Origin of the sequence: Pseudomonas graminis (genome assembly GCF_001705435.1) — a bacterium.
GTDB lineage: Bacteria > Pseudomonadota > Gammaproteobacteria > Pseudomonadales > Pseudomonadaceae > Aquipseudomonas > Aquipseudomonas graminis_B.
In genome coordinates, this window is the sequence record NZ_MDEN01000057.1 from 67394 (window position 1) to 90249 (window position 22856).

At 60.0% G+C, this 22856-nt stretch carries 20 protein-coding genes; 12 read left to right on the forward strand and 8 right to left on the reverse strand.

Annotation, left to right across the window (positions count from 1 at the left end; all coding sequences use genetic code 11):
* Positions 1-123: 123 nt before the first annotated feature.
* From BBI10_RS06560 to BBI10_RS06575, 4 genes are all read right to left on the reverse strand, one after another.
* Positions 124-1209 (reverse strand): alcohol dehydrogenase catalytic domain-containing protein, encoded by a 1086-nt coding sequence (locus BBI10_RS06560; protein ID WP_065987580.1) that lies wholly within the window; start codon positions 1207-1209, stop codon positions 124-126.
* 68 nt (positions 1210-1277) lie between these two features.
* Positions 1278-2237, reverse strand: coding sequence for an ABC transporter permease (locus BBI10_RS06565; RefSeq protein WP_065987581.1), 960 nt, complete (start codon positions 2235-2237; stop codon positions 1278-1280).
* Positions 2238-2241: 4 nt separating this feature from the next.
* Positions 2242-3753, reverse strand: a complete 1512-nt coding sequence (locus BBI10_RS06570) for a sugar ABC transporter ATP-binding protein (RefSeq protein ID WP_065987582.1) — start codon at positions 3751-3753, stop codon at positions 2242-2244.
* A 120-nt stretch (positions 3754-3873) separates the two neighbouring features.
* Entirely contained in the window at positions 3874-4821 is a 948-nt protein-coding gene (locus tag BBI10_RS06575) for a substrate-binding domain-containing protein (RefSeq protein WP_065987583.1), read from the reverse strand.
* 513 nt (positions 4822-5334) lie between these two features.
* Between BBI10_RS06575 and BBI10_RS06580 the strand changes: the two genes are divergently transcribed.
* From BBI10_RS06580 to BBI10_RS06635, 12 genes are all read left to right on the forward strand, one after another.
* On the forward strand, positions 5335-6591 hold the full coding sequence (locus BBI10_RS06580) for an OprD family porin (RefSeq protein WP_065987584.1): 1257 nt from the start codon (positions 5335-5337) through the stop codon (positions 6589-6591).
* 253 nt (positions 6592-6844) lie between these two features.
* Positions 6845-7669: an NAD-dependent epimerase/dehydratase family protein gene (locus BBI10_RS06585; protein ID WP_065987585.1), complete on the forward strand. Its 825-nt coding sequence runs from the start codon at positions 6845-6847 to the stop codon at positions 7667-7669.
* 66 nt (positions 7670-7735) lie between these two features.
* Entirely contained in the window at positions 7736-8623 is an 888-nt protein-coding gene (locus BBI10_RS06590; RefSeq protein WP_065987586.1) for an SMP-30/gluconolactonase/LRE family protein, read from the forward strand.
* 82 nt (positions 8624-8705) lie between these two features.
* On the forward strand, positions 8706-9689 hold the full coding sequence (locus tag BBI10_RS06595) for a TRAP transporter substrate-binding protein (RefSeq protein ID WP_065987587.1): 984 nt from the start codon (positions 8706-8708) through the stop codon (positions 9687-9689).
* A 63-nt stretch (positions 9690-9752) separates the two neighbouring features.
* The gene (locus BBI10_RS06600; protein ID WP_065987588.1) at positions 9753-10280 is read left to right on the forward strand and encodes a TRAP transporter small permease; all 528 of its coding nucleotides are present in this window, start codon (positions 9753-9755) and stop codon (positions 10278-10280) included.
* Positions 10280-11560, forward strand: coding sequence for a TRAP transporter large permease (locus BBI10_RS06605; protein WP_065987589.1), 1281 nt, complete (start codon positions 10280-10282; stop codon positions 11558-11560). The genes BBI10_RS06600 and BBI10_RS06605 overlap by 1 nt, the downstream gene beginning before the upstream one ends.
* A 362-nt stretch (positions 11561-11922) precedes the next feature.
* Complete coding sequence (locus BBI10_RS06610; protein ID WP_065987590.1) at positions 11923-12684, forward strand: hypothetical protein; 762 nt, start codon at positions 11923-11925, stop codon at positions 12682-12684.
* Between the two features lie 165 nt (positions 12685-12849).
* Positions 12850-13761 (forward strand): TauD/TfdA dioxygenase family protein, encoded by a 912-nt coding sequence (locus tag BBI10_RS06615; RefSeq protein ID WP_065987591.1) that lies wholly within the window; start codon positions 12850-12852, stop codon positions 13759-13761.
* A gap of 34 nt (positions 13762-13795) precedes the next feature.
* Positions 13796-14911, forward strand: coding sequence for an ABC transporter substrate-binding protein (locus tag BBI10_RS06620; protein WP_065987592.1), 1116 nt, complete (start codon positions 13796-13798; stop codon positions 14909-14911).
* 4 nt (positions 14912-14915) lie between these two features.
* Positions 14916-15824: an ABC transporter permease gene (locus tag BBI10_RS06625; RefSeq protein ID WP_083233046.1), complete on the forward strand. Its 909-nt coding sequence runs from the start codon at positions 14916-14918 to the stop codon at positions 15822-15824.
* Positions 15821-16609 carry an ABC transporter permease gene (locus tag BBI10_RS06630; RefSeq protein ID WP_065987593.1) on the forward strand — a complete coding sequence of 263 codons (789 nt, stop codon included), beginning with the start codon at positions 15821-15823 and terminating at the stop codon, positions 16607-16609. The genes BBI10_RS06625 and BBI10_RS06630 overlap by 4 nt, the downstream gene beginning before the upstream one ends.
* Before the next feature lie 65 nt (positions 16610-16674).
* Positions 16675-17478, forward strand: a complete 804-nt coding sequence (locus BBI10_RS06635) for an ABC transporter ATP-binding protein (RefSeq protein ID WP_065987594.1) — start codon at positions 16675-16677, stop codon at positions 17476-17478.
* Between the two features lie 40 nt (positions 17479-17518).
* On the opposite strand, the gene BBI10_RS06640 is transcribed toward BBI10_RS06635, so the two are convergent.
* The 4 genes from BBI10_RS06640 to pnp form a co-directional block, all read right to left on the reverse strand.
* A complete protein-coding gene (locus BBI10_RS06640) occupies positions 17519-18478 on the reverse strand; it encodes a GGDEF domain-containing protein (RefSeq protein WP_065987595.1) in 960 nt (319 codons plus the stop codon).
* Between the two features lie 3 nt (positions 18479-18481).
* Entirely contained in the window at positions 18482-19483 is a 1002-nt protein-coding gene (locus tag BBI10_RS06645) for a response regulator (RefSeq protein ID WP_065987596.1), read from the reverse strand.
* A gap of 454 nt (positions 19484-19937) precedes the next feature.
* A complete protein-coding gene (locus BBI10_RS06650; RefSeq protein ID WP_065987597.1) occupies positions 19938-20288 on the reverse strand; it encodes a BON domain-containing protein in 351 nt (116 codons plus the stop codon).
* A 294-nt stretch (positions 20289-20582) separates the two neighbouring features.
* Positions 20583-22688, reverse strand: coding sequence for a polyribonucleotide nucleotidyltransferase (pnp, locus tag BBI10_RS06655; protein ID WP_065987598.1), 2106 nt, complete (start codon positions 22686-22688; stop codon positions 20583-20585).
* Positions 22689-22856: the final 168 nt, after the last annotated feature.

The following is a 22856-nucleotide window of genomic DNA, read 5'->3' on the forward strand; positions in this document are numbered from 1 at the left end:
CGATCGACCGGGAACCGGTCGCAATCATGAGGCCACGGTATGCCTGATTCACCGCGTGGCGAGGTTTGCTGCCGGTGCCCGGCAGATCGCGGGACAAGCCACGCTCCTACAGAATGGGGGTTATCAGTTCACCGGTTTGAGCAGCACCTTGATCGACTTGGTCGAGTCCGCCAGGGCGAACGCTTCGGCGTAGTCGTCCAGACCGAAGTCGTGGGTGACGATACCCTCCGACGTCACCAGCCCGCGCTCGAACAGATCGATGGCAATCGGGTAGCAATACGGGCCCAAGTGAGCGCCGCGCACGTCCAGTTCTTTGCGGTCGCCGATGATGGACCAGTCAGCGCTGGTCTCGGCGCCGAACACGCTGAACTCCACAAAGCGGCCCAGCTTGCGGATCAGATCAAGGCCTTGGGTGACGCCGATCGGCACGCCCGTGGTCTCGATGTAAACGTCGCAGCCATAGCCGTCGGTGAGGCCGTTGATGATCTCTTTGGCATTGTCGCGGCTCGGGTTGATCACCACGTCGGCGCCGAATTTTTTCGCCAGCTCCAAGCGCTCGTCGACCATGTCGATGACCACCAGCTTCTTCGGCGTTTTCAGCGCGGCGACCTGCACCATGCACAGACCCAGCGTGCCGGCGCCGGCGATCACCAGCACGTCGTCGAGCTGAACATCACCGCGGTTCACCGTGTGAATCGAGCAGGCCATCGGCTCGATCAACGCCGAATCTTCCAGCGAAACCGACTCGGGAATGTGATGCACGATAGCGGTCTTCGGGATGCGCATGTACTGCGCCATGCCGCCCTCGGCGACGTCCTTCTGGAAGCCAAAGATGTTGTGCACTTCGCACATCCAGTACTTGCCGGATTTGCAGAACTTGCACTTCTCGCACGGGACGATCTGCTCGGCGATGACCTTGTCACCCACCTTCACGCCGAAGTGCTCTTCAGCGCCCTCGCCCACCGAATCCACATAGCCGAAAAATTCGTGGCCCGGTACCACCGGCGCCTTGACCCACGGGCTCTCGCCGCCCCAGAACATCGCCGCGCCTGAGTGACATTTGCAGTCACTGGCGCAGATCCCGCAGGCACCGATGCGAATCACCAGTTCATTGGCCCGCGCAACAGGCTTGCTGATCTGCTCCAGACGGTAGTCTTTCGGGGCATGGCAGACGACGGCTTGCATGGTGTTTGTTGTGTTTTGTTCCATGTCGGTTCACCTGTTTTGATCGTTGGATGGCGTGTAGAAGCGCGCTTCTACACGCGCTGCTTTTCGGTTTATTTATGCCGCTGCCGACTGATGAAGATCGCCAGCAAAATGATTCCGCCCTTGATCACGCTCTGCACATAAGGAGAGACGCCGAGCATATTCAGGCCGTTGTTCAGCACGCCCAGCAGCATCGCGCCCACCAGCGTGCCAATGATCACGCCGCGCCCGCCGGCAATCGAGGCGCCGCCCAGCACCACGGCCGCAATGGCGTCCAGCTCGAAGCCGACGCCCGCGTTCGGTTGCCCGCTCATCAGCCGCGACGACAACACCAGCCCGGCAATCGCTGCCGTCAGCCCGCTGATCGAGTACACCAGCAGCTTGAACCGCGAGGCGCGAACGCCGGACAGACGCACGGCTTCTTCATTGCCGCCGATGGCATAAACGTAGCGACCGACGCGGGTGTGCTGCAGCAGCACCCAGGCGAAGAAGTAGGTCGCAAGCATGATCAGAATCGGCACCTGGATGCCGAACAGCGTGCCGCGCCCGAACCAGGCAAACCACTCCGGCATCCCCGCAATCGGGTAGCCGTCGGTGTACATCAGGCCCAGCCCGCGCGCGATGCCCATGGTCGCCAGCGTGACGATGATCGGCGGCATTTTCAGGTACGCGACGAAGATGCCGTTGCCCACTCCGAAGCCCACGCCAATCAGCAAACCGATGAGGATGGCGAGCGGCGCAGGGACGCCTGCGACCATCAGTCCGGTGGTCAGCGTGCCGGACAAGGCCATCACCGGACCGACCGACAAATCGATGCCGCCGGTGAGGATCACGCAGGTCATGCCGACCGCGATGATGGCGTTGATAGACACTTGGCGGGCGATGTTTTCCAGGTTCGCCCCAGTGAGAAACTTGTCGCTGGCGAAGATCATGAAGACCGTCACCACCACCAGGCCAATGAAGGGATAGAAGGCGGGCGAGCGGATCAATCGGGCGAAGTTGAGCTGCATCCGGTTGGGTTGCGCGTTCATGGGTTTAATGGAGGTGTTCACTGTTCAGACTCCCGGTGGCGTGGCGCATCACTTCCTGCGGATTGATGGCCGAAGCCTCCAGCACGTTGACGATGGCGCCCTTGTTGAAAACGGCCACGCGGTCGCACATACCGATGATTTCCGGCAGTTCCGAAGAGATCATGATGATCGCGAAGCCTTGTTCGGTGAGTGTGCGCATCAGGGTGTAGATCTCCGCTTTCGCGCCGACGTCGATGCCTCGAGTCGGCTCGTCGAAGATCAGGATGTCGCAGTGGTGATTGATCCAGCGCGCGATCACCACCTTCTGCTGATTGCCGCCGCTGAGATTAATGACCCGGCTTTCACAGCTCGGCGCCTTGATCGACAGCTGCTTCATCAGTTGAGCGGTGGTGGTGTCTTCCTTGTGCCGATCAAGCAGGTGCGCCGCGCCTTCGTACTTGCCCAGATTGTTCAGGGAGATGTTCTCGCGGATGCTGAAATCCACAATCAGCCCTTCGCTCTTGCGGCTTTCCGGCAACAAACCGATGCCACTGGCCAGCGCCTGCGCCGGATCATTGAGGTGCGCAGGCTGCCCCCGCAGCAGCATGTCCTTGCTGACCACCGGCAACGCACCGATCACGCCCAGCGCCAGTTCCGTGCGCCCGGACCCGACCAGCCCGGCAAAGCCGAGAATCTCGCCCTTGTGCAGATTGAAACTGTTGTGCGGGCCGTTGCGGGTCAGCTGGATGTCACGCACTTGCAGCACCACTTCGCCTTGGGCCCGGGACTGCTTGGGCGGAAAGCTCGCTTCCAGACGCCGCCCCACCATCATCTCCACCAGCGTGTCGATGTCACTGTTGGCGACGGTCAGTGCGCCGACGTTGGCGCCATCGCGCAGCACGCTGATGCGGTCGCAGACCTGAAAGATCTCTTCCAGATGGTGAGAGATGAAGATCACCGCCACGCCCTGGCTTTTCAGCTCGCGCATGATGTCGAACAGCAGCTCGGCCTCGGACGGCGTCAGGGTGGCGGTGGGTTCGTCGAGAATCAGCAAACGCGCTTCAAGGGCCAGCGCCTTGGCGATCTCGACAAACTGCTGCTCGGCCACGCTCAAATGCTGCACCGAACAATCCAGATTGATCTTCACGCCGAGCCGGTCGAACAGCGCGATGGCCCTCTCGCGCATCTCGCCTTTGCGCAGCAAGCCGAAGCCGTTGACGATCTCGTGGCCAAGAAAAATGTTCTCCACGGCATTGAGATAGGGGATCAGGCTGAACTCCTGAAAGACAATGCCGATGCCGGCGGCAATGGCCTCGTTGTAGGTCGCGAAATGCTGCTCCGCGCCGTCAATGAGAATGCTGCCTTTGTCCTGATGCTCGACGCCCGCGAGGATCTTCATCAGGGTCGATTTGCCCGCACCGTTTTCACCGAGCAGCGCGTGAATTTCGCCGCGCTCGACCTGCAGGTTGATCGACTTGAGCGCCTGCACACCGGGGTAGCTTTTACAGATGTTTTCCAATTGCAGAAGGCAGCTCATGGGCACCTCGTCGCAGCAGAATATCGCTGCGCAACTCACCAAAATCCGGGGCCTAAGTCCCTGGCCAGAACCCGTGGCGCCCGCCTGACCGAAAACCTCAGGCGAGCAGCGCCACGGCCGTTACCAGGTGAAGGTTTTCGCCTTCGCCTGATCCACCAGCAGGATGTCGACCGGAATGGTCGCCGGGACTTGTGAGCCCCACTTCTTGGCGAGCGCCAGCCCGAGGGCCAGACGTACCTGATCGCGTGGGTATTGAGCGGAAGTGGCGATGAACTTGCTGTTGGGCTTCTGGATTTCCTTGATGGCTTCGGGCGCGCCGTCGACGCTGGTCAGCTTGACGTCCATGCCGCTGGACTCGATGGCAGCCAGCGCGCCGAGCGAGCCGTTGTCGTTGACGCTGAACAGGCCTTTGAGAGTGGGCTGCGCCTGCAGCATGTTTTCAGTCACGGTCAGCGCCTGATCACGCTCCTGCTTGCCGTTCTGGATGCTGACAATCTTGATGTCTTTGTACTTGCCCAGGGCTTCCTTGCAGCCGCGCACGCGCTCAAGAATCGGCACTACCGCGATGCCGTCGAGAATCCCGACGTCGCCCTTGCCGCCGATGTTCTTGGCCAGGTAATCGCAGGCCTGCACCCCGGCGTCGAAGTTCTTCGAGCCAACGAACGAGTCCAGCGGGCCATTGGCCTGTGCGTCCACTGCGACGACCACCACGCCTTTGTCATGGGCCTGCTTGACCGCGGACTGAACGCCCACCGAATCGGTCGGGTTGATGATCAGGATATCGATGCCTTTCTGCAGCATGTCTTCGATGTCGCTGATCTGCTTGGACACGTCATGGCGCGCGTCAGTGACCAGCAGCGTTGCACCGATGCTGGCAGTGGCGTCCTGAAGAGCGTCCTTCATGGTCACGAAATACGGGTTGTTGATCTCTTGAAACGACGCACCGATCTTCAGCGGACCGGTCTTGGCGGCGTCTGCGGCTTGAACGTTGAGGGCGCTGCCGCAGGCGACAGCCACGGCGAGGGAACAGAGAACGGCGGAGAAGCCCTTCTTGAGGCGAGTTGTCATAGCGAAAAATCCCGTTGTTTTTATTTTTAAAGCGGAAATGTCATCGTTAACATTTTCGAAATTAGCAGAGAAACTGGGGGGCCGCAATATCCGCTGGCAACCGTTGGTAAGGCTGGCATGACGACCGTTGGCGAGTTTCCTCGCCCCGCGCGTTGACAGTCTAAAGATCTCTGCCGATACTCAAGATCGCGTTGTACGACAACGCATAACTGATAACAAAAATAAAAAGGAATGCTTCCATGACGATGACAGTCAATCGGCGCCTGTCGCCCCAAGAAATCCGCCCCACCTCCCCTTCTCATTCTGTTGACCCCGCTGTGCCTGTGTCCGCGCGTGTGCCTGCGTTTGCCCACGCCGCCACCGCGAGGGACTGATCGACGACGGCCGTTTCGATCAGCCAGTGAGCCTCATTCAAAACCGGTGACTTGAGCACCCATGTCCACGCCTTCGGCGCCTCGGCGGCGACCTCCGGTGCGGGACCGTTTTGTCAGCAGAAAGGGAGAACAATAAGAAATGAAGATCCAGACCAACCGTTCGTGGCTGTTGCTTGGCGCCGGCAGCGTCGCGTTCAGCCTGCCATTGATGAGCCTCGCTGAAGGTTTTATCGATGACACCAAAGCCACGCTCAACCTGCGCAATGCCTACTTCAACCGCAACTTCACCAATGCGGCGAACCCTCAGAACTACGCCGAAGAGTGGACGCAAAACTTCATCCTCGACGTGAAATCGGGCTTCACCCCGGGCACGGTCGGCTTCGGCCTCGATGTGCTGGGCCTGTACTCGCAAAAGCTCGATGGCGGCAAGGGCACGGGCGGCACTCAGTTGTTGCCGATCCATGACGACGGGCGCCCCGCCGACAATTTTGGCCGCCTGGGTGTGGCGGCGAAGGCGCGGCTTTCCAACACCGAACTGAAGATCGGCGAGTGGATGCCGGTGCTGCCGATCCTGCGCTCCGATGACGGTCGTTCTCTGCCGCAAACCTTCCGCGGCGGGCAGATCACCTCCAAGGAGATCGCCGGCCTGACGCTGTACGGCGGCCAGTTCCGCGGCAACAGCCCGCGCAACGATGCGAGCATGGAAGACATGTTCATGAACGGTAAATCCGCTGCGTTCAAGTCGGACCGCTTCAACTTTGGCGGCGGCGAATACACCTTCAACGAGAAGCGCACTCAGGTCGGGCTCTGGTACGCGCAGCTGGAAGACGTCTACCAGCAGGAGTTCCTCAACGTTATCCACAAGCAACCCATCGGCGACTGGACCCTGGGCGCCAACCTGGGCTACTTCCTCGGCAAAGAGGACGGCAACAAGCTGGCCGGCGAGCTGGATAACAAGACCGCCTACGCGATGCTTTCCGCTAACTACAAGGGCAACACCGTCTACCTCGGCCTGCAAAAGGTCTATGGCGATGACCAGTGGATGCGCGTCAACGGCACCAGCGGCGGCACGCTGGCCAACGACAGTTACAACTCCAGCTACGACAACGCCAAGGAACGCTCCTGGCAACTGCGTCACGACCTGGATTTTGCGATATTCGGCGTCCCCGGCCTGACAATGATGAACCGCTACATCAGCGGCGATAACGTGCACACCGGTACCGTGACCGACGGCAAGGAGTGGGGACGCGAGTCCGAGCTGGCGTATACGGTGCAAAGCGGTACGTTCAAGAGCCTGAACGTCCGGTGGCGCAACTCCTCGATGCGGCGTGATTACAGCACCAACGAGTTCGACGAAAACCGAGTGTTTGTCAGCTACCCGATCTCGCTGATGTAAGCGTTCAAGCGTCGTGCCGGGCAGTCAGTGGGACCGGCTTTAGCCGGGAAAGCGTCGGGCGTCACACTGCAAACTGCAGGCACGGCATTCTCCCGGTAGCTGCGCTGTTCGGACGACATGTACAAACCGGCGTCAAAGGGGCTTACACCTTCGTCGCGTTGACAAAATTTGTGGGCCCTGTCGATAATCCCGCAAGCGTCATACGACAACCGATGACACCATAAAAACAACATCAGAATCAGGGTTTCCCACGATGACTGAATTCAACGCCCAGGCCCCGCTCAACCGCATTTTGCTGACGGGCGCCGCAGGCGGCCTCGGTAAAGTCCTGCGCGAAAGCCTGCGTCCGTTTGCCAAGGTCCTGCGTCTTTCCGATATCGCCGAAATGACACCGGCAGCCGGCCCCCACGAAGAAATCCAGATCTGCGACCTGGCCGACAAAAACGCGGTTCACGAGTTGGTCGAAGGCGTCGACGCCATCGTCCACTTTGGCGGCGTCTCGGTGGAGCGGTCTTTTGAAGAAATCCTCGGCCCGAACATCTGCGGCGTTTTCCACATCTACGAAGCCGCGCGCCGACATGGCGTGAAGCGAGTGATCTTCGCCAGCTCCAACCACGTCATCGGTTTCTACCGTCAGGATGAAGTCATCGACGCCAGCGCCATGCGTCGCCCGGACAGCTATTACGGCCTGTCGAAATCCTACGGTGAAGACATGGCCAGCTTCTATTTCGATCGCTATGGCATCGAAACCGTCAGCATCCGTATCGGCTCTTCATTCCCTGAAGCACAGAACCGCCGCATGCTCGCCAGTTGGCTGAGCTACGACGACCTGACCCAACTGATCGAGCGCGGCCTGTTCACCCCGAACGTCGGCCACACCATCGTTTACGGCGCGTCGGACAACAGCAAGGTCTGGTGGGATAACCGCCTGGCCAATCACTTGGGCTATCAGCCGAAAGACAGCTCCGAGCAGTTTCGCGCCAAGGTCGAAGCACAACCGATGCCGGCTTCCGACGACCCCGCCATGGTTTATCAGGGTGGTGCATTCGTGGCGAGCGGGCCGTTCGGCGACGAGTAGGCCTCAACGACGGCCAGGCCGACTGCAAGGTCGGCCTCTCATCATAAAAATCAGGGAATGATCGTCATGGAAGCTGAGCTGATTCTCGATGCACGCAACGCAACCGGTGAATCGCCGGTCTGGAACGCCCGGGAACAGGCGCTCTACTGGGTCGACATTCCGGCCCGTCGCCTCCACCGCTGGAGCCCGCAGGACAGTCTCACCACAAGCTGGGAAACGCCGGAAATGCTCGCCTGCATCGCTCGTTACGATGACGGCAGCTGGCTGGCCGGCATGGAAAGCGGCCTGTTCCGCCTTCATCCCCAGGACAATGGCACTGTCGCCACGCAACTGCTCAGCAGCGTCGAGCACGCGACCGACAATATGCGTTTCAACGATGGTCGCTGCGACCGCCAGGGCCGCTTCTGGGCCGGCACCATGTTCATGGACATGGCCAAAACGCTGGCAGTGGGCTCGTTGTATCGCTACAGCGCCGGCCAGCCCGAGCCACTGACCGCGCAGCTCACAGACATGATTGTGCCCAACGGCCTGGGGTTCAGCCCCGACGGTCGCGTCATGTACCTCTCCGACTCCCACCCCTCCGTGCAGAAGATCTGGGCGTTCGATTACGACATCGACACCGGCAAGCCGCACAACCGTCGGCTGTTCGTGGACATGAATCACCACGCCGGCCGCCCTGATGGCGCAGCGGTCGACGCGGAGGGCTGTTACTGGATCTGCGGCAATGACGAGGGCGTGATCCACCGTTTCACCCCCGCAGGCAAGCTGGATCGCTCACTCAAGGTGCCGGTTAAAAAACCGGCCATGTGTGCCTTCGGCGGCTCAGGCCTGGACACCCTTTACGTCACCTCCATACGCCCCGGCGGGGACATCAGCGACCAGCCGCTGGCCGGCGGCGTGTTCGCGTTAAACCCTGGGATCAAGGGCCTCGAAGAACCCCTGTTCAACGGCTGAGCCACACCCTCGGCCACCGCTGCGCCGCCGTACCGCTGCCCCGTTCTATCTGAAAAAACAATAACAACACCGGAGAACATCCATGGAATTCAAACGCACGTTGCTCCTCGCCGCACTCCCTCTCGCGCTGTGCCTCGCGAACACAGCGCTGGCGGAAACCAAAATCAAATTCGCTGAAGTACACCCCGCAGGTTATCCGCCCGTTGTCGCTGAACAAAACATGGGCAAGAAACTGGAGGAGCAAAGCAAAGGCGAGATCAGCTTCAAGATGTTCGCCGGCGGTGTGCTCGGCTCCGAGAAGGAAGTCGTCGAACAGGTTCAGGCCAACGCCGTCCAGATGACCCGCATCAGCCTCGGCATCGTCGGGCCGGTGGTACCGGACGTGAACGTCTTCAACCTGCCCTTCGTGTTCCGTGATCACGCCCACATGCGCAAGGTTATCGATGGCGAAATCGGCCAGGAAATGCTCGACAAAATCACCAACTCCGAAGCCAAACTGGTCGCCCTGGCCTGGATGGACGGCGGCACCCGCAACCTCTACACCAAGAAGCCGGTACACGACGTAGCCGACCTCAAGGGCATGAAGATCCGCGTGCAGGGCAACCCGGTGTTCATCGACACCATCAACGCGATGGGCGGCAACGGTATTGCCATGGCGACGGGCGAAATTTTCAGCGCCCTGCAGACCGGTGTCATCGACGGCGCCGAGAACAACATGCCCACCCTGCTTGAACACAACCACTATCAGAACGCCAAGTTCTACACCCTGACCGAGCATCTGATCCTGCCGGAGCCTGTGGTGATGTCCAAAGCCGCCTGGGAAAAACTGACCCCGGAACAGCAGGCGATGGTGAAGAAACTGGCAGTCGAGGCCCAGGCTGAAGAGCGCGTTCTGTGGGACAAGAAGTCGGCCGAAAGCGAGACGAAGCTTAAGGCGGCAGGTGTGGAGTTCATCACGCTGAAGCCTGAGCAGAAGAAAGCCTTCTACGACGCGACAGCGAGCGTGCGAGCCCAATACGGCGCGCCTTTCGCTGACCTCATCAAGCGCATCGAAGCGGTCCAATAAGTCCTTCAGCCCGATAGCACGGCGGTGGCGGCCCTGGCCGTCCACCGTCGTTGTGGTGAGCCTATGAAAAACACGATTCTGCGCTTCAATGACGCACTGTATCGCCTCTGCATCGGGATCGCGGGCCTGTCGATGCTGACCATGGCGCTGATCATCCCGTGGGGCATCTTCGCCCGCTACGTCCTGGGTACCGGCTCCAGCTGGCCGGAACCGACTGCCATTCTGCTGATGGTGGTGTTCACCTTCTTTGGCGCCGCTGCCAGTTACCGGGCCGGCGCGCACATGGCTGTGAATATGGCCACTGATCGCCTGCCGGAAAACGCACGCAAGGCTGCCGCGGTGCTGGTGCAAATCCTCATGGCCGTGGTCTGCGTGTTCATGGCCGTCAAGGGCATGAAGCTGTGCCTGAACACCTGGAATCAGTTTCTGGGTGAAATGCCGGGGCTGCGGGTTGGCATCTCCTATCTGCCGATTCCCATCGGTGGCGTACTGACGCTGATCTTCGTTCTGGAGAAGCTGTTTTTGGGTGACCAGCGTCACCGTCGAGTGGTGAGTTACGACGTGGTCGAATCCAGCGAAGAGGCAGCATGATGGACGCATTTATTCTGTTGGGCAGCTTCATCGCACTGATCCTGGTCGGCATGCCGGTGGCGTTCGCTTTGGGCCTGTCTGCGCTGATCGGCGCATGGTGGATCGAGATCCCGTTCGACGCACTGATGATTCAGGTCGCGGGTGGCGTGAACAAGTTCTCGCTGCTGGCGATCCCGTTCTTCGTGCTGGCCGGCGCGATCATGGCCGAGGGCGGCATGTCCCGCAGGCTCGTGGCGTTTGCGGGCGTGCTGGTGGGCTTCGTGCGCGGCGGCCTGTCACTGGTGAACATCGTCGCCTCGACGTTCTTCGGCGCCATCTCTGGCTCGTCGGTTGCCGACACCGCGTCGGTCGGTTCGGTGCTGATTCCGGAAATGGAGCGCAATGGCTATCCCCGCGACTTCTCCACGGCGGTAACGGTGAGTGGTTCAGTGCAGGCGCTGCTCACACCACCCAGCCACAACTCGGTGCTGTATTCGCTGGCAGCGGGTGGCACCGTATCGATCGCGTCGCTGTTCATGGCCGGGATCATGCCGGGCCTGCTGCTCAGCGCCGTGTTGATGGTGCTGTGCATGATCTTCGCCCGTAAGCGCAACTACCCGAAGGGCGAAGTGATCCCGCTGCGCAAGGCGTTGAAAATTGCCGGTGAGGCCCTGTGGGGCATGATGGCGATGGTGATCATCCTCGGCGGCATCCTGTCGGGGGTGTTCACCGCCACCGAGTCCGCGGCGATCGCTGTGCTCTGGGCGTTCTTCGTCACCATGTTCATCTACCGCGATTACAAATGGCGCGACCTGCCCAAGCTGATGCATCGGGCCGTGCGCACGGTTTCCATCGTGATGATCCTGATCGGTTTCGCCGCCAGCTTCGGCTACATCCTGACGCTGATGGAAATCCCGATGAAGATCACCACAGCGTTTCTGACGCTGTCGGACAACCGCTACGTGATCCTGATGTGCATCAACGTCATGTTGCTGCTGCTGGGCACGGTGATGGACATGGCGCCGCTGATCCTCATCCTCACCCCGATCCTGCTGCCGGTGATCGTCGGCATCGGCGTCGATCCGGTGCACTTCGGGATGATCATGCTGGTCAACCTGGGCATCGGGCTGATAACGCCGCCTGTGGGAGCCGTGCTCTTCGTCGGCGCCGCAGTGGGCAAGGTCACGATCGAGGACACGGTGAAAGCGCTGCTGCCGTTCTATGTCGCACTGTTCCTGGTGCTGATGGCAGTGACGTACATTCCTGCGATCTCGCTGTGGCTGCCGAGCGTGGTGCTGTAAGTCACGTGAAGTGAAAGCGCTAAAAAACGCCCTCTTTCCGAGGGCGTTTTCAGTTATCGCCCCTGGCAGACATCCTGGCCTGTCTCACGGAAGGAACAGGCGCCGACATATTCAGTGACACAAATTCGTTACGTCTCGCCGCCCATCTATTCGGCGCGTTCTTCGCCGATCTGTTTCATAAATGGACGGAAAACCTCGGCTTTTTAGCTGAAAATTAACATTTTGAAATATTACTTCCTTGCGCGTGGATAAAGTTGTGCTAGCTGCTAGGCTCTGGCCTCGCCCGGCTGAACCGGTACATCTCAAGCAGTAGGTCCGACGGGTTTCGCTGTTCCTCGGTCTACGTCATGAGGTTGCGCCAGATGCCTTACACGACTTTTTCGGAAGCTCAGGTTCAGAGCTTGATCAAGGCCATCGACAGTGACGGATACGCTGTCTTGCCGGACTGGGCCAGTCCGTCCCAGCTCGAATCACTGCAAGCAATGGTTGCCCGGACCGTGGCCGATAGCGGCAACGATTACGTGGCCCTCTCTGGCCGACAGGCCGTGCAGGATACGCCGCTCCATGAGTGGGGCTCGTCGCGGGACTTCATCGATTTATGCCGACGCATCGTGGCGGGCGTCACCGGCGATCGCTCAAGCGAAAATGGCATGACCCAGACATTGCGCTGCCTGACCGGCAGCGGCGGGCGTCGCGAATCGCTGATCTTTCACTACGACTCGTTTGTGCTGACCACCATCCTCCCGGTCTGCATGCCCACCAGCGGAGAACGCGGCGACCTGCTGATGCTGCCGAACCGTCGGCCAATCCGCCGCACCTACTTCGCCAACCTGCTCGACAAGGTGCGCGTGGACAACGGCTGGGTGCAGCGCCGCCTCAGGAGCAAAGCCGCGAAGGCTGACAACGCCTTTACACGCATCGCCATGCAACCCGGCCACCTGTACCTGTTCTGGGGTTATCGCTCGCTGCACACCAACATGCCCGTAGCCGAAGACGCCCTGCGCGCCACAGCGGTGTTTCACTACCACAACGTCCACGGCAGCAGTTCGCTGGCCAGCCGGCTGCGCCGATCACTCGGCACCTGGAAGGACCAGGGTTTGCAGGAGGATGTGCCACAGATGTGAAGTGATCGGGTGATGCCGCAAAACGAAAGGCTTATGACCTTGAGCCTCGGAGATTAATCTGCTGCATAAACTCTCCTTCTATATTTATGCCAAATAGTGATTAGCGAAGCGCCGATTTATATCCTTATGATCTGAGCATCAATAGCCCAGATCGAGGTCAAGGACATGGCGATTCAGATCAAACCCGTTGCGGGAAAAATCGGTGCCGAGGTGAGCGGCGTCAAACTCTCCGCAGATGTCTCCACGCAGGATTTCGATTTCATTAATCAGGCGCTGCTCACGCACAAGGTGCTTTTCTTCCGTGAGCAGTTTCTCAGCGACGAACAGCATGAAGGCTTCTCCCGCCGCTTCGGTGATCAGGTCCCTCACCCCACCGTTCGCTCCGCCGAGAAAAGCAGCGCCATCCTGCACCTCGACGCCAGGGAAACTCGGGCTAATTCGTGGCACACCGACGTCACCTTCGTCGCCAACTACCCGAAAATCTCGATCCTGCGTGGCGTGGTCATCCCGCCCTACGGCGGCGACACCGTGTGGGCCAACACCGCGGCTGCCTACGCTGACCTCCCCGACAGCCTGAAAACCCTGGCCGACGGCCTCCGCGCGCTGCACACCAACGTCTACGACTACGCGGTGCCCCGCGACACCGGCGAAGCGGGCGTGAAACGCTACCGCGAGCAGTTCACCGCCGAAGTCTACGAAACCGAACACCCACTGGTGCGCGTGCACCCTGAAACCGGCGAGCCCAGCCTGTTGCTCGGCCACTTCGTCAAACAGATTCAAGGCGTCAGCAGCAACGACTCGAAACAGCTGATCCGCTTGTTCCACGATCGCATCACGCACCTGGACAACACCGTGCGCTGGCGCTGGAACGAAGGCGACGTGGTGATCTGGGACAACCGCGCCACCCAACACATCGCCGTCAACGACTATGGCCAGGCCGAGCGCGTTGTGCGCCGTACCACCGTGGCAGGCGACATTCCGGTCGGCGTCGACGGACGCGCCAGCCAGGCCATTAAACCCACACCCGAAACCCTCTCGCCCAAGACCGAAGCCGACAAGAAACACCTGGCTGCCTGATCGCGCGTCACCCACTCTCCAAGGAAGAAACGCCATGGCAAATCCCAAGCGAACATCTCTATTCAGCAAGACACGCGTAGCTACCGCACTGGCGGCGCTGCTGATGATGCCCTTGGCCGAAGCCGACGTTCTGCGCATTGGTGTGGCCAGCGCCGGTGGCGGTGATCCGGTCACGTTCAGCGGCTCGTCCCTGGGCATCGTGCGCAACCAGCAGCGCCTTGAAAAAGCCTTCGCCGGCACCGACATCGAAGTGCAGTGGTTCTTCTTCAAGGGCGCCGGGCCGGCCATCAACGAGGCACTTTCCAATCAGCAACTGGATTTCGCCTACGAAGGCGACTTGCCCGCGGTAGTCGGCCGTTCCAACGGCCTGGACACCAAATTGCTTGCGGCCATCGGCGTGCGCTCGAATGTGTATCTGGCCGTGCCCAAAGGCTCCGAGATCAAGAGCGTCGAAGACCTCAAGGGCAAGAAGGTCGCGGTGTTCCGTGGCACCAACGCCCACCTGGTGTCGATCAAGTTACTGGCCGATCACGGCATGACCGAGCGCGACCTGAAAGTGATCAATCTGGACAGCGGCAGCAGCCAGGCCGCGCTGGCGTCCAAAGGCGTCGATGCCGCATTCGGCGGGCGCGAGCTGTTCAAACTGCGCGATCAAGAGCTGGCCGACATCATCTTCGATAACCCTGACAACAACGTGCGCTACACCCGCCAGTGCGCATTGGTGGTCCGTGGGGATTACGAAAAACAGCACGCCGACAATGTGCAGAAAGTCGTCAACGTGCTGGTCGATGCCGCGCGATGGGAATCCGAAGCCAGCAACCGCGACGCCGTGCTCAACGAGTGGGCGAAGACCAACGAACCGCTGGCCTCGCTGCAAGCCGACTTCGGTGGTCTGGATTTGCGCGACAGCGCGTCACCGCTGGTGGATGCGTTCCTGCGCGACAGCTATCAGGCCGTCGCTGATCAGGCCAGGAACGAGAAGATGATTCGCCGGCCTGTGAGCGTCGAAGGCTGGTTCGACACCCGCTATCTGGACAATGCGCTGAAAGCCAAAGGTCTTGAGCACTACTGGACCGCCTACGGTGCGGACGGCAAAGCCGCGAACACGGCGACGGCGTCTTCGGACAAATCCGTCAACAACGGAGGCTGATGCCATGGCCCGAGCCACCGCTGAAGCGCTTGAACGGCAGCATATTCCTGTGAAAACCCTGGCGCCGGTCAAGCGTCTGCCAAACGCCCCAACCCGCCCCGCTCGGCGAGTTGCGGCGCCAGCATCCACCAAGCCCTGGCTAACCCGCGCGGCCAACGTCGCGCTGGCCTGGTTGCTGCCCATCGTGCTGCTGGGCCTGTGGTACCTCGGCACGGAGCGCGGCTGGTTGTCGGAACAAGTACTGCCGCCTCCCGCGTTCGTTTACCAGACGTTGGGCGATCTGGTCAGCAGCGGCGACTTGTGGCTGAACGCCTCCGCCAGTCTGCAGCGCGTGCTGGTGGGCTTTATGATCGGCTCGGCATTGGGGATCACCCTGGGGCTGGCGATGGGGTTGTCGAAAACCGTCGAAGATTATCTGCTGCCGACGTTCAACGCGCTGGTGCAGATTCCGGTACTGGGCTGGATGCCGTTTGCACTGCTGCTGTTCGGCATCGGCGAGCCGCTGAAATATGTATTGATCGCCCACGCCGCGCTGGTCCCGGTGACGCTGTGTACGCTGCAAGCCTTCCATGAAGTGCCCAAACGCCTGCTGGAAGTGGGCCGCGCGTACGGATTCAGCCAACGCCAGATCGTCACCGACATCGTCCTGCCCTCCGCCGTCGCGCCGATCTTCACCGGCCTGCGTCTGGGATTCACCAAGGCCTGGCTGTCGCTGGTGGTGGTTGAGCTGTTGGCGTCCAGCGAAGGGCTGGGCTACCTGATCGCCTATGGTCGGCAGTTGTTTCAGCTGGATCTGGTCATGGCCGCCGTGGTGGTGGTTGGCACCCTCGGGCTACTGATTGATCGCGGTTTCGAATTCATCGAGCGGCGCCTAAACCGAGGCCGTCCGGTCAAGACCGGGAGGTTGGCATGAGCACACTGACAATCCCACACGGCACCCAGACCCACCGCTATCGAGGTTGGGTGGTTCCCCTCTTGGCGGTGGCGGTCTGGTGGCTTGCGTCCAGCCAGGGCTGGAGCAGCTCCGGCTTGTTGGTTTCGCCACAAAAGGTCGCCGTCACCGCTTGGGAGCAAGTGACGTCCGGGCAGTTCTGGCGTGCGATTTCCGCCAGTCTTGCCCGCGACCTGAGCGGCTTTTTCATCGGCACCACACTGGGCTTGGTGCTCGGTTGCCTGCTGGGGTTTTCGCGGCTGTTCGAGCGAGTGGTGGGCCCGAGCTTCAACACGTTCAAACAGATCTCGTTGTTCGCCTGGATCCCGCTGATCTCGGTGTGGTTCGGTCTGGGCGACGTCGCCAAAGTGGTGTTCCTGTCCCTCGCAGCACTGGTGCCGGTGGTGGTCAACACGTGCGACGGCTTGCGCAGCGTTTCCCCGGCGCTGCTGGAAGTCGCGAAGGTCTACGGCTTCACCCGCTGGCAGACGATCACCGGCGTCATGCTGCCCGCAGCGCTGCCTTCGATCTTTACCGGTATCTACCTGGCGCTGGTGTATTCGTGGCTGGCGACCATCGGCGCGGAATACCTGCTGGTGTCGGGCAGCGGCATCGGCAATACGCTGATCGATGGCAGCGAGCACTTCATGATGGACCTCGTGCTGTTCGGCATGATCGTCATCGGGCTGGTCGGCTGGGGGCTTAACCTCTTGGCGCGTCTTTTTGAACGACGCCTGCAACGGCTGTACGGCATTGCCCCTCGCTGAGGTCGTCGTGTTCGGCCTCTCTCGAATCTCTCGCTTCCCCAAACCGAATGTCAGAAGGAACGCTCATGCCCAGTACCCAATCGCTTACCGCCCAGCCCCTCGCCCCGTCACAGGGCAACGGGCTGCGCCTGGAAAACATCAGCAAGCACTTTACCCATGCAGCCGCCGACACCCAACTGCACGTTCTGGACAACGTCCAGCTGGACATCGCGCCGGGGGAGTTCATCACCATCGTCGGTGCCAGTGGTTGTGGCAAATCAACGCTCCTCAGGTTGATCCTCGGCCTGGACGAAGCATTCGACGGCCGCATCCTGCTGGACGACAAGCCGATCACGGGCACGGGGCTTGAGCGCGGCATCGTGTTCCAGGATCACCGGCTTTTCCCGTGGCTCACGGTTGAGCAGAACGTCGCGGTCGGCCTGAAGAACGCACCGCTGAGCGCCGCGCAAAAGCGTGACACCGTACGCGAACACATTCAGCTGGTTGGCCTGCAGGATTTCACTGAGTCGTACCCGCACCAGATTTCCGGCGGCATGGCGCAACGGGTGGCGATTGCCCGGGGACTGGTCAATCGACCCAGCGTGCTGCTCCTTGACGAACCCTTCGGCGCACTGGATGCGCTGACCCGTACGCGATTGCAGCGTGAGTTGCAGCACATCTGGCAGCAGGAAAAGATCACCATGGTCCATGTCACCCATGATGTGGATGAGGCGGTTTATCTCGGTGATAGGGTGGTGGTAATGCAGCCGCATCCGGGGCGGATCCGGCGTATCGTCGACATCGACCTGCCCCGCCCGCGCAATCGCAGCGACGCACGGTTTATCTCTCTAAGGGATGACGTGCTCAGCGATTTCGCGGAGTTGTCCTAGCGGGTGAAGACCGCCTTCGAGGCGGCCCTCCGCCGGTGCTTCAATCCGACGTATCCACCGACACGCGATTGCGACCGTTCTTTTTGGACTCGTACAGGGCCTGATCTGCGCGCTCAATGAGCGTCTTGTGATCATCCATCGGCGAGGTCATGTCAGCGACGCCCAGGCTGATCGTGCAATGAATGGCTTCGCCTTCCTGCATGACGTCCAGCGCCTCGACGGCGGCGCGCAGACGCTCAGCGAACATGGCGCCGCCTTGCTTGTCGGTGTCGGGCAGCAAGACCGCAAACTCTTCGCCGCCGTAACGACCGGCGATGTCAGCTTCACGGATGTGTTCACGCACGACGTCCGCCACCCGCTGGATCACCCGGTCTCCGCATTGATGCCCGTAGGTGTCGTTGACGCGCTTGAAGTGATCGATGTCGAACATCACCAGCGACGCCGTAGTGCCGTAGCGCACGTGCCGCGCATGCTCCAGACGCAGTGCTTCTTCCCAGTGACCGCGGTTGTACAGGCTGGTCAGGCGGTCAGTGCTCGATAGCTTCTGCAGCTCGCGGTTGGCGGCCTGCAATTGCAAACGGTTCGTCGCCACATCGGTGACGTCGTAGATCACCAGGCACACATGGCTGACCACCCCGGTCGTCGACCGCAGCGGGTACATCGTGGTGTTCTGGTACATGAAGTCTTCTTGCCCGGTGATGGGCTGATAGCTCTTGAAATGAACCAGATAAGGGCGCTGCTCCCAGATCGTGAACGCTGGGGTTCCCAGCGTAAGCACGCTGTCGATCTTGTTCTTCAGCCAGCGCTCGTTGATCTCCGGGAACAGCGAAAAGAACGAACGGGTCGCCGCTTCATACGACAGTATCCCGGAACGGTTCTCCATGAAGGTGTTCCAGACCTGCACCCGGTACTCCTGATCCAGCACCACCACGCCGACGTCGATGTTCTGCGTCACGGTGAGCAGCCAGTGCAATTCTTTGAAATCGATACGATCGTTCATGAATCAGCTCATCAAATGGGCGAGTTTCCGCGACAGCAGCTCGACCGAGTCCTCGGTGAACAACATCAACAGATCGAAATGGATGTTATGGCCTTCCAGGCTGTAACTGATCTCCACAGCCAGCGTCTTCTTCCAGCGCCGCTCGTTGAGACGGATCAGCTCTTCAATGCCGCTGTGCAAGCCCAGCACTTGGGGGTGGCTTTGGGAAAAGGCGACGTCGAGCTGCTCCGCAATGCCGCTCAGACAAGCGCCGATCAGGATGGAAGACAGGTCCAGCAACATCTCCATGTCAGAGTAGTCGGCGTCGTCGACCTTCATCAGTTGCGCCATGTCGGAGATTTCCGAATCATGAAACAACAACAGCGCTTCGCCGGCGATGCCGCCACCGATATAGCCCTGACACACCGCCGTGAGCCGGTCATTGGCCTGGGCATCCGCCAGCGCCATGTGCAGCTCGCCCACCTCCAGCATGTTGACGTTGGGCACCGGCAGTTGCACGAACACGCCCAAGACCCGCGCCAGCAACGCGGCGGCGCGGCCCATTGCGACGTTCACGGTCTCGCGGAATGCGTCATTGAAACTGATGGCGGCCTGATCGCCACCCGATGTCAGGGCCAGAGACTGATTGGCGCTCTCTCCCAACAGGCCTAGTCGCTCAAGGGTCTGCTGCAGTTGATCGGGATCAGCCGGTTTTTTCAGGAAGGCCAGCGCGCCCAGTTCCAGGGTGCGCCGCACCGCTTCTTCCTGAACGTCACCGGAGACAACGATGACGCTGGCCTGCAGGCTTTCCGCGCGAATGGCGGCCAGCGTCTGATAACCGTCCATGTCCGGCATCGTCAGATCCAGCAGCACCACGCGTCCCAGACCCTGGCGAATCGCCTCGATCCCTTCACGGCCATTGGCCGCCGTGGTCACCGACACATCCCACTCGGGCGGCAGGGCCTTCATCAGCTGCTTGCGCGCCATGTTGGAGTCGTCGCAAATCAGTAAGGGAATCGTGGGCATCTACTTCTCACAGCAAAAGAGTTTCAGGCCTGGCCCGGAGTAAAGCAGCTTCGCCACAGAGAAGCGAAGGTACGCCAGACTGTAGCCGATGACAGGTCATCAAAGTGTCAAGGCTGTGGGTAGATTCGCCACCCATCCAGCAATGGGCTGCGTGATATGCAATTACTGTGCACAGCCGCACTGACTTCTATCAATTGGATGGTTTAGACACCTTCACTTGGATAGCGCGCGGCGTAGGAGGATAACTCAGTGGGCGTGGCGAGAAGATGTCAACTGCTCGTCTCAGCTGCGAAACAAGCTGGTCGTGCAGAAATGAGGGCATAAAAAAACCCCGGCGCGAACGTCGGGGTTTTTGTTGACCACATCCTTGTGGCCCTTCGCATGAACCTTGAATCAGTCGCCTGACGACTTTCACACTGTCAGCCGGCTATATTCCAGGTTCAGCAGAATGTAATTACTCAGCTTTCAGGCCATCAGCCGAAACAGCTTTTACGCCTTTGATTTTCTTGGTGATCGCAACAGCGGTGGTTTTCTGCGCATCAGTGATAGCGACAGTCGACGACAGGGATACCACGCCTTTGTTGGTCTCAACCTTGATGTCGGAGCCTGGAATGCCTTTTTCGGTCAGCAGATCAGATTTGACCTTGGTGGTGATCCAAGTGTCAGAAGTAGCTTCTTTGGTTTTGGCGACTTCGTTTGCAGCTACAGTCATTGGAGCTTGAGCAGAGGTCTGAGCCATGGCTACGTTGGCCATAGTCAGAGTCAGAGCAGTGGCGGTAGCAGCAGCAATAGCGAACTTCTTCATACGGGTAACTCCTGTTTTTCTCAGAATCTGCGCCAATCTGATTGGCTGCAGGGTTACCTACAATGTCGCAAGCGCTGTGCCAACACACGATCACAAATATATTCCTTATAAATCAAAGACTTATGTTTTCATGGATCCACAGCTGTCGTGCAGATTGCCCGCTTTACGAAAGTTCCGCTTGCAAGATGCATGTTCTGACAAGCCGCCCGACGACGGTCTGGCTCCCTAAGCCATTAATTGCATTCAAAAAAAAGAGCCCCGAAGGGCTCTTTTTCATCAACTGCAGGAGACGGGTTAAACCCCCGACGCCTTGGCAGCTGCAACGTCTTTGATCGAAAGCTTGATACGGCCGCGGTTATCCACGTCCAGCACCAGCACTTCGACTTCTTGACCTTCTTTCAAGATGTCGGTGACCTTCTCTACGCGAGCGTCGCTCAACATGGAGATGTGCACCAGACCGTCTTTGCCCGGCAGGATGTTAACGAACGCGCCGAAGTCGACGATGCGCTCGACCTTGCCGACGTAGATCTTGCCGATCTCGGCTTCAGCGGTGATGCCCAGAACGCGCTGACGTGCAGCTTCAGCAGCTTCCTTGGTTTCGCCAAAGATCTTGATCGAGCCGTCGTCTTCGATGTCGATCGACGCTTTGGTTTCTTCGCAGATGGCACGGATGGTAGCGCCGCCCTTGCCGATCACGTCGCGGATCTTGTCGGTGTCGATCTTCATCGCGATCATGGTCGGAGCGTTTTCCGACAGCTCGGTGCGCGACTGACCAATGATGGTGTTCATCTGACCCAGGATGTTCAGACGTGCTTCCAGCGCCTGACCCAAAGCGATCTCCATGATCTCTTCGGTGATGCCCTTGATCTTGATGTCCATCTGCAGCGCGGTGACACCTTTGGCGGTACCGGCCACTTTGAAGTCCATGTCGCCCAGGTGGTCTTCGTCACCCAGGATGTCGGTCAGGATGGCGAACTTCTCGCCTTCTTTAACCAGACCCATGGCGATACCGGCGACCGGCGCCTTCATTGGAACACCAGCGTCCATCAGCGCCAGCGAAGCACCACAGACCGACGCCATGGAGCTGGAACCGTTGGACTCGGTGATTTCCGATACGACGCGGATGGTGTACGGGAACACGTCGGCAGCCGGCAGCATGGCCTGAACCGAACGGCGGGCCAGACGGCCGTGACCGATTTCACGGCGACCGGCGCCACCCATGCGACCACACTCGCCCACCGAGAACGGAGGGAAGTTGTAGTGCAGCATGAACGGGTCTTTCTTCTCGCCTTCGAGGGTGTCGAGCAGCTGAGCGTCACGCGCGGTACCCAGGGTGGCCACGACCAGCGCCTGAGTTTCGCCACGGGTGAACAGCGCCGAACCGTGAGTCTTCGGCAGAACGCCGACTTCGATGTTCAGCGGACGCACAGTCTTGGTGTCGCGACCGTCGATACGCGGCTTGCCGTTGACGATGTTTTCGCGAACGGTGCGGTATTCGATCTCGCCGAATGCCGCTTTGACTTCGCTGGCGGACGGGCTGCCGTCTTCAACAGCCAGCTTGGCAACGATCTGATCCTTCAGCTCACCCAGGCGAGCATAGCGATCGGCCTTGACGGTGATGGTGTAGGCCTCGGAGATCGCTGCGCCGAACTCGGAGCGGATAGCGCCCAGCAGTTCAGTGGCTTCAGCTTTCGGCGCCCAGTTCCAGGTTGGCTTGGCAGCTTCGGCGGCCAGCTCTTTGACGGCCTTGATGACCGACTGGAATTCGTCGTGGGCGAACAGCACGGCGCCCAGCATCTGGTCTTCGGTCAGCTCTTTGGCTTCCGACTCAACCATCAGTACCGCTTCTTCGGTGCCGGCAACGACCATGTCCAGGCTCGATGCTTTCAGTTGCTCGTAAGTCGGGTTCAGCAGGTAGCCGGTGCTCTCGTGGAAAGCAACGCGCGCGGCACCGATCGGGCCGTCGAACGGAATACCGGAGATTGCCAGCGCAGCCGAAGTACCGATCATCGCAGCGACGTCCGGATCGGTTTTCTTGCTGGTGGAGACGACGGTGCAGACAACCTGCACTTCGTTCATGAAGCCTTCTGGAAACAGTGGGCGGATCGGACGGTCGATCAAACGCGAGGTCAGTGTTTCTTTTTCGGAAGGACGGCCTTCACGCTTGAAGAAACCACCAGGGATCTTGCCAGCGGCGTAGGTCTTTTCCTGATAGTGAACGGAAAGAGGGAAAAAGCCTTTGCTTGCGTCTGCATGCTTGGCGCCGACCACAGTCACGAGAACGGTGACGTCGTCGTCAACGGTGACCAATACAGCACCAGAGGCTTGACGGGCAATACGGCCAGTCTCGAGGGTTACGGTCGATTGACCGAATTGAAATTTCTTGATTACCGGGTTCACGGTTTCCTACCTTCTTTGTGGCTCTTGGGGAACTGGTTTCTTGCGAATTCTTGGGCAGCGAGGGGAATCGGACCCTTCGGCAGTCCAGATACAACTAGAGGCTGGGAGCCCGCCAGCCCACTGGTAAAACCAGCGGAACATGACGACCAACCAACCTCTATCCGAGTC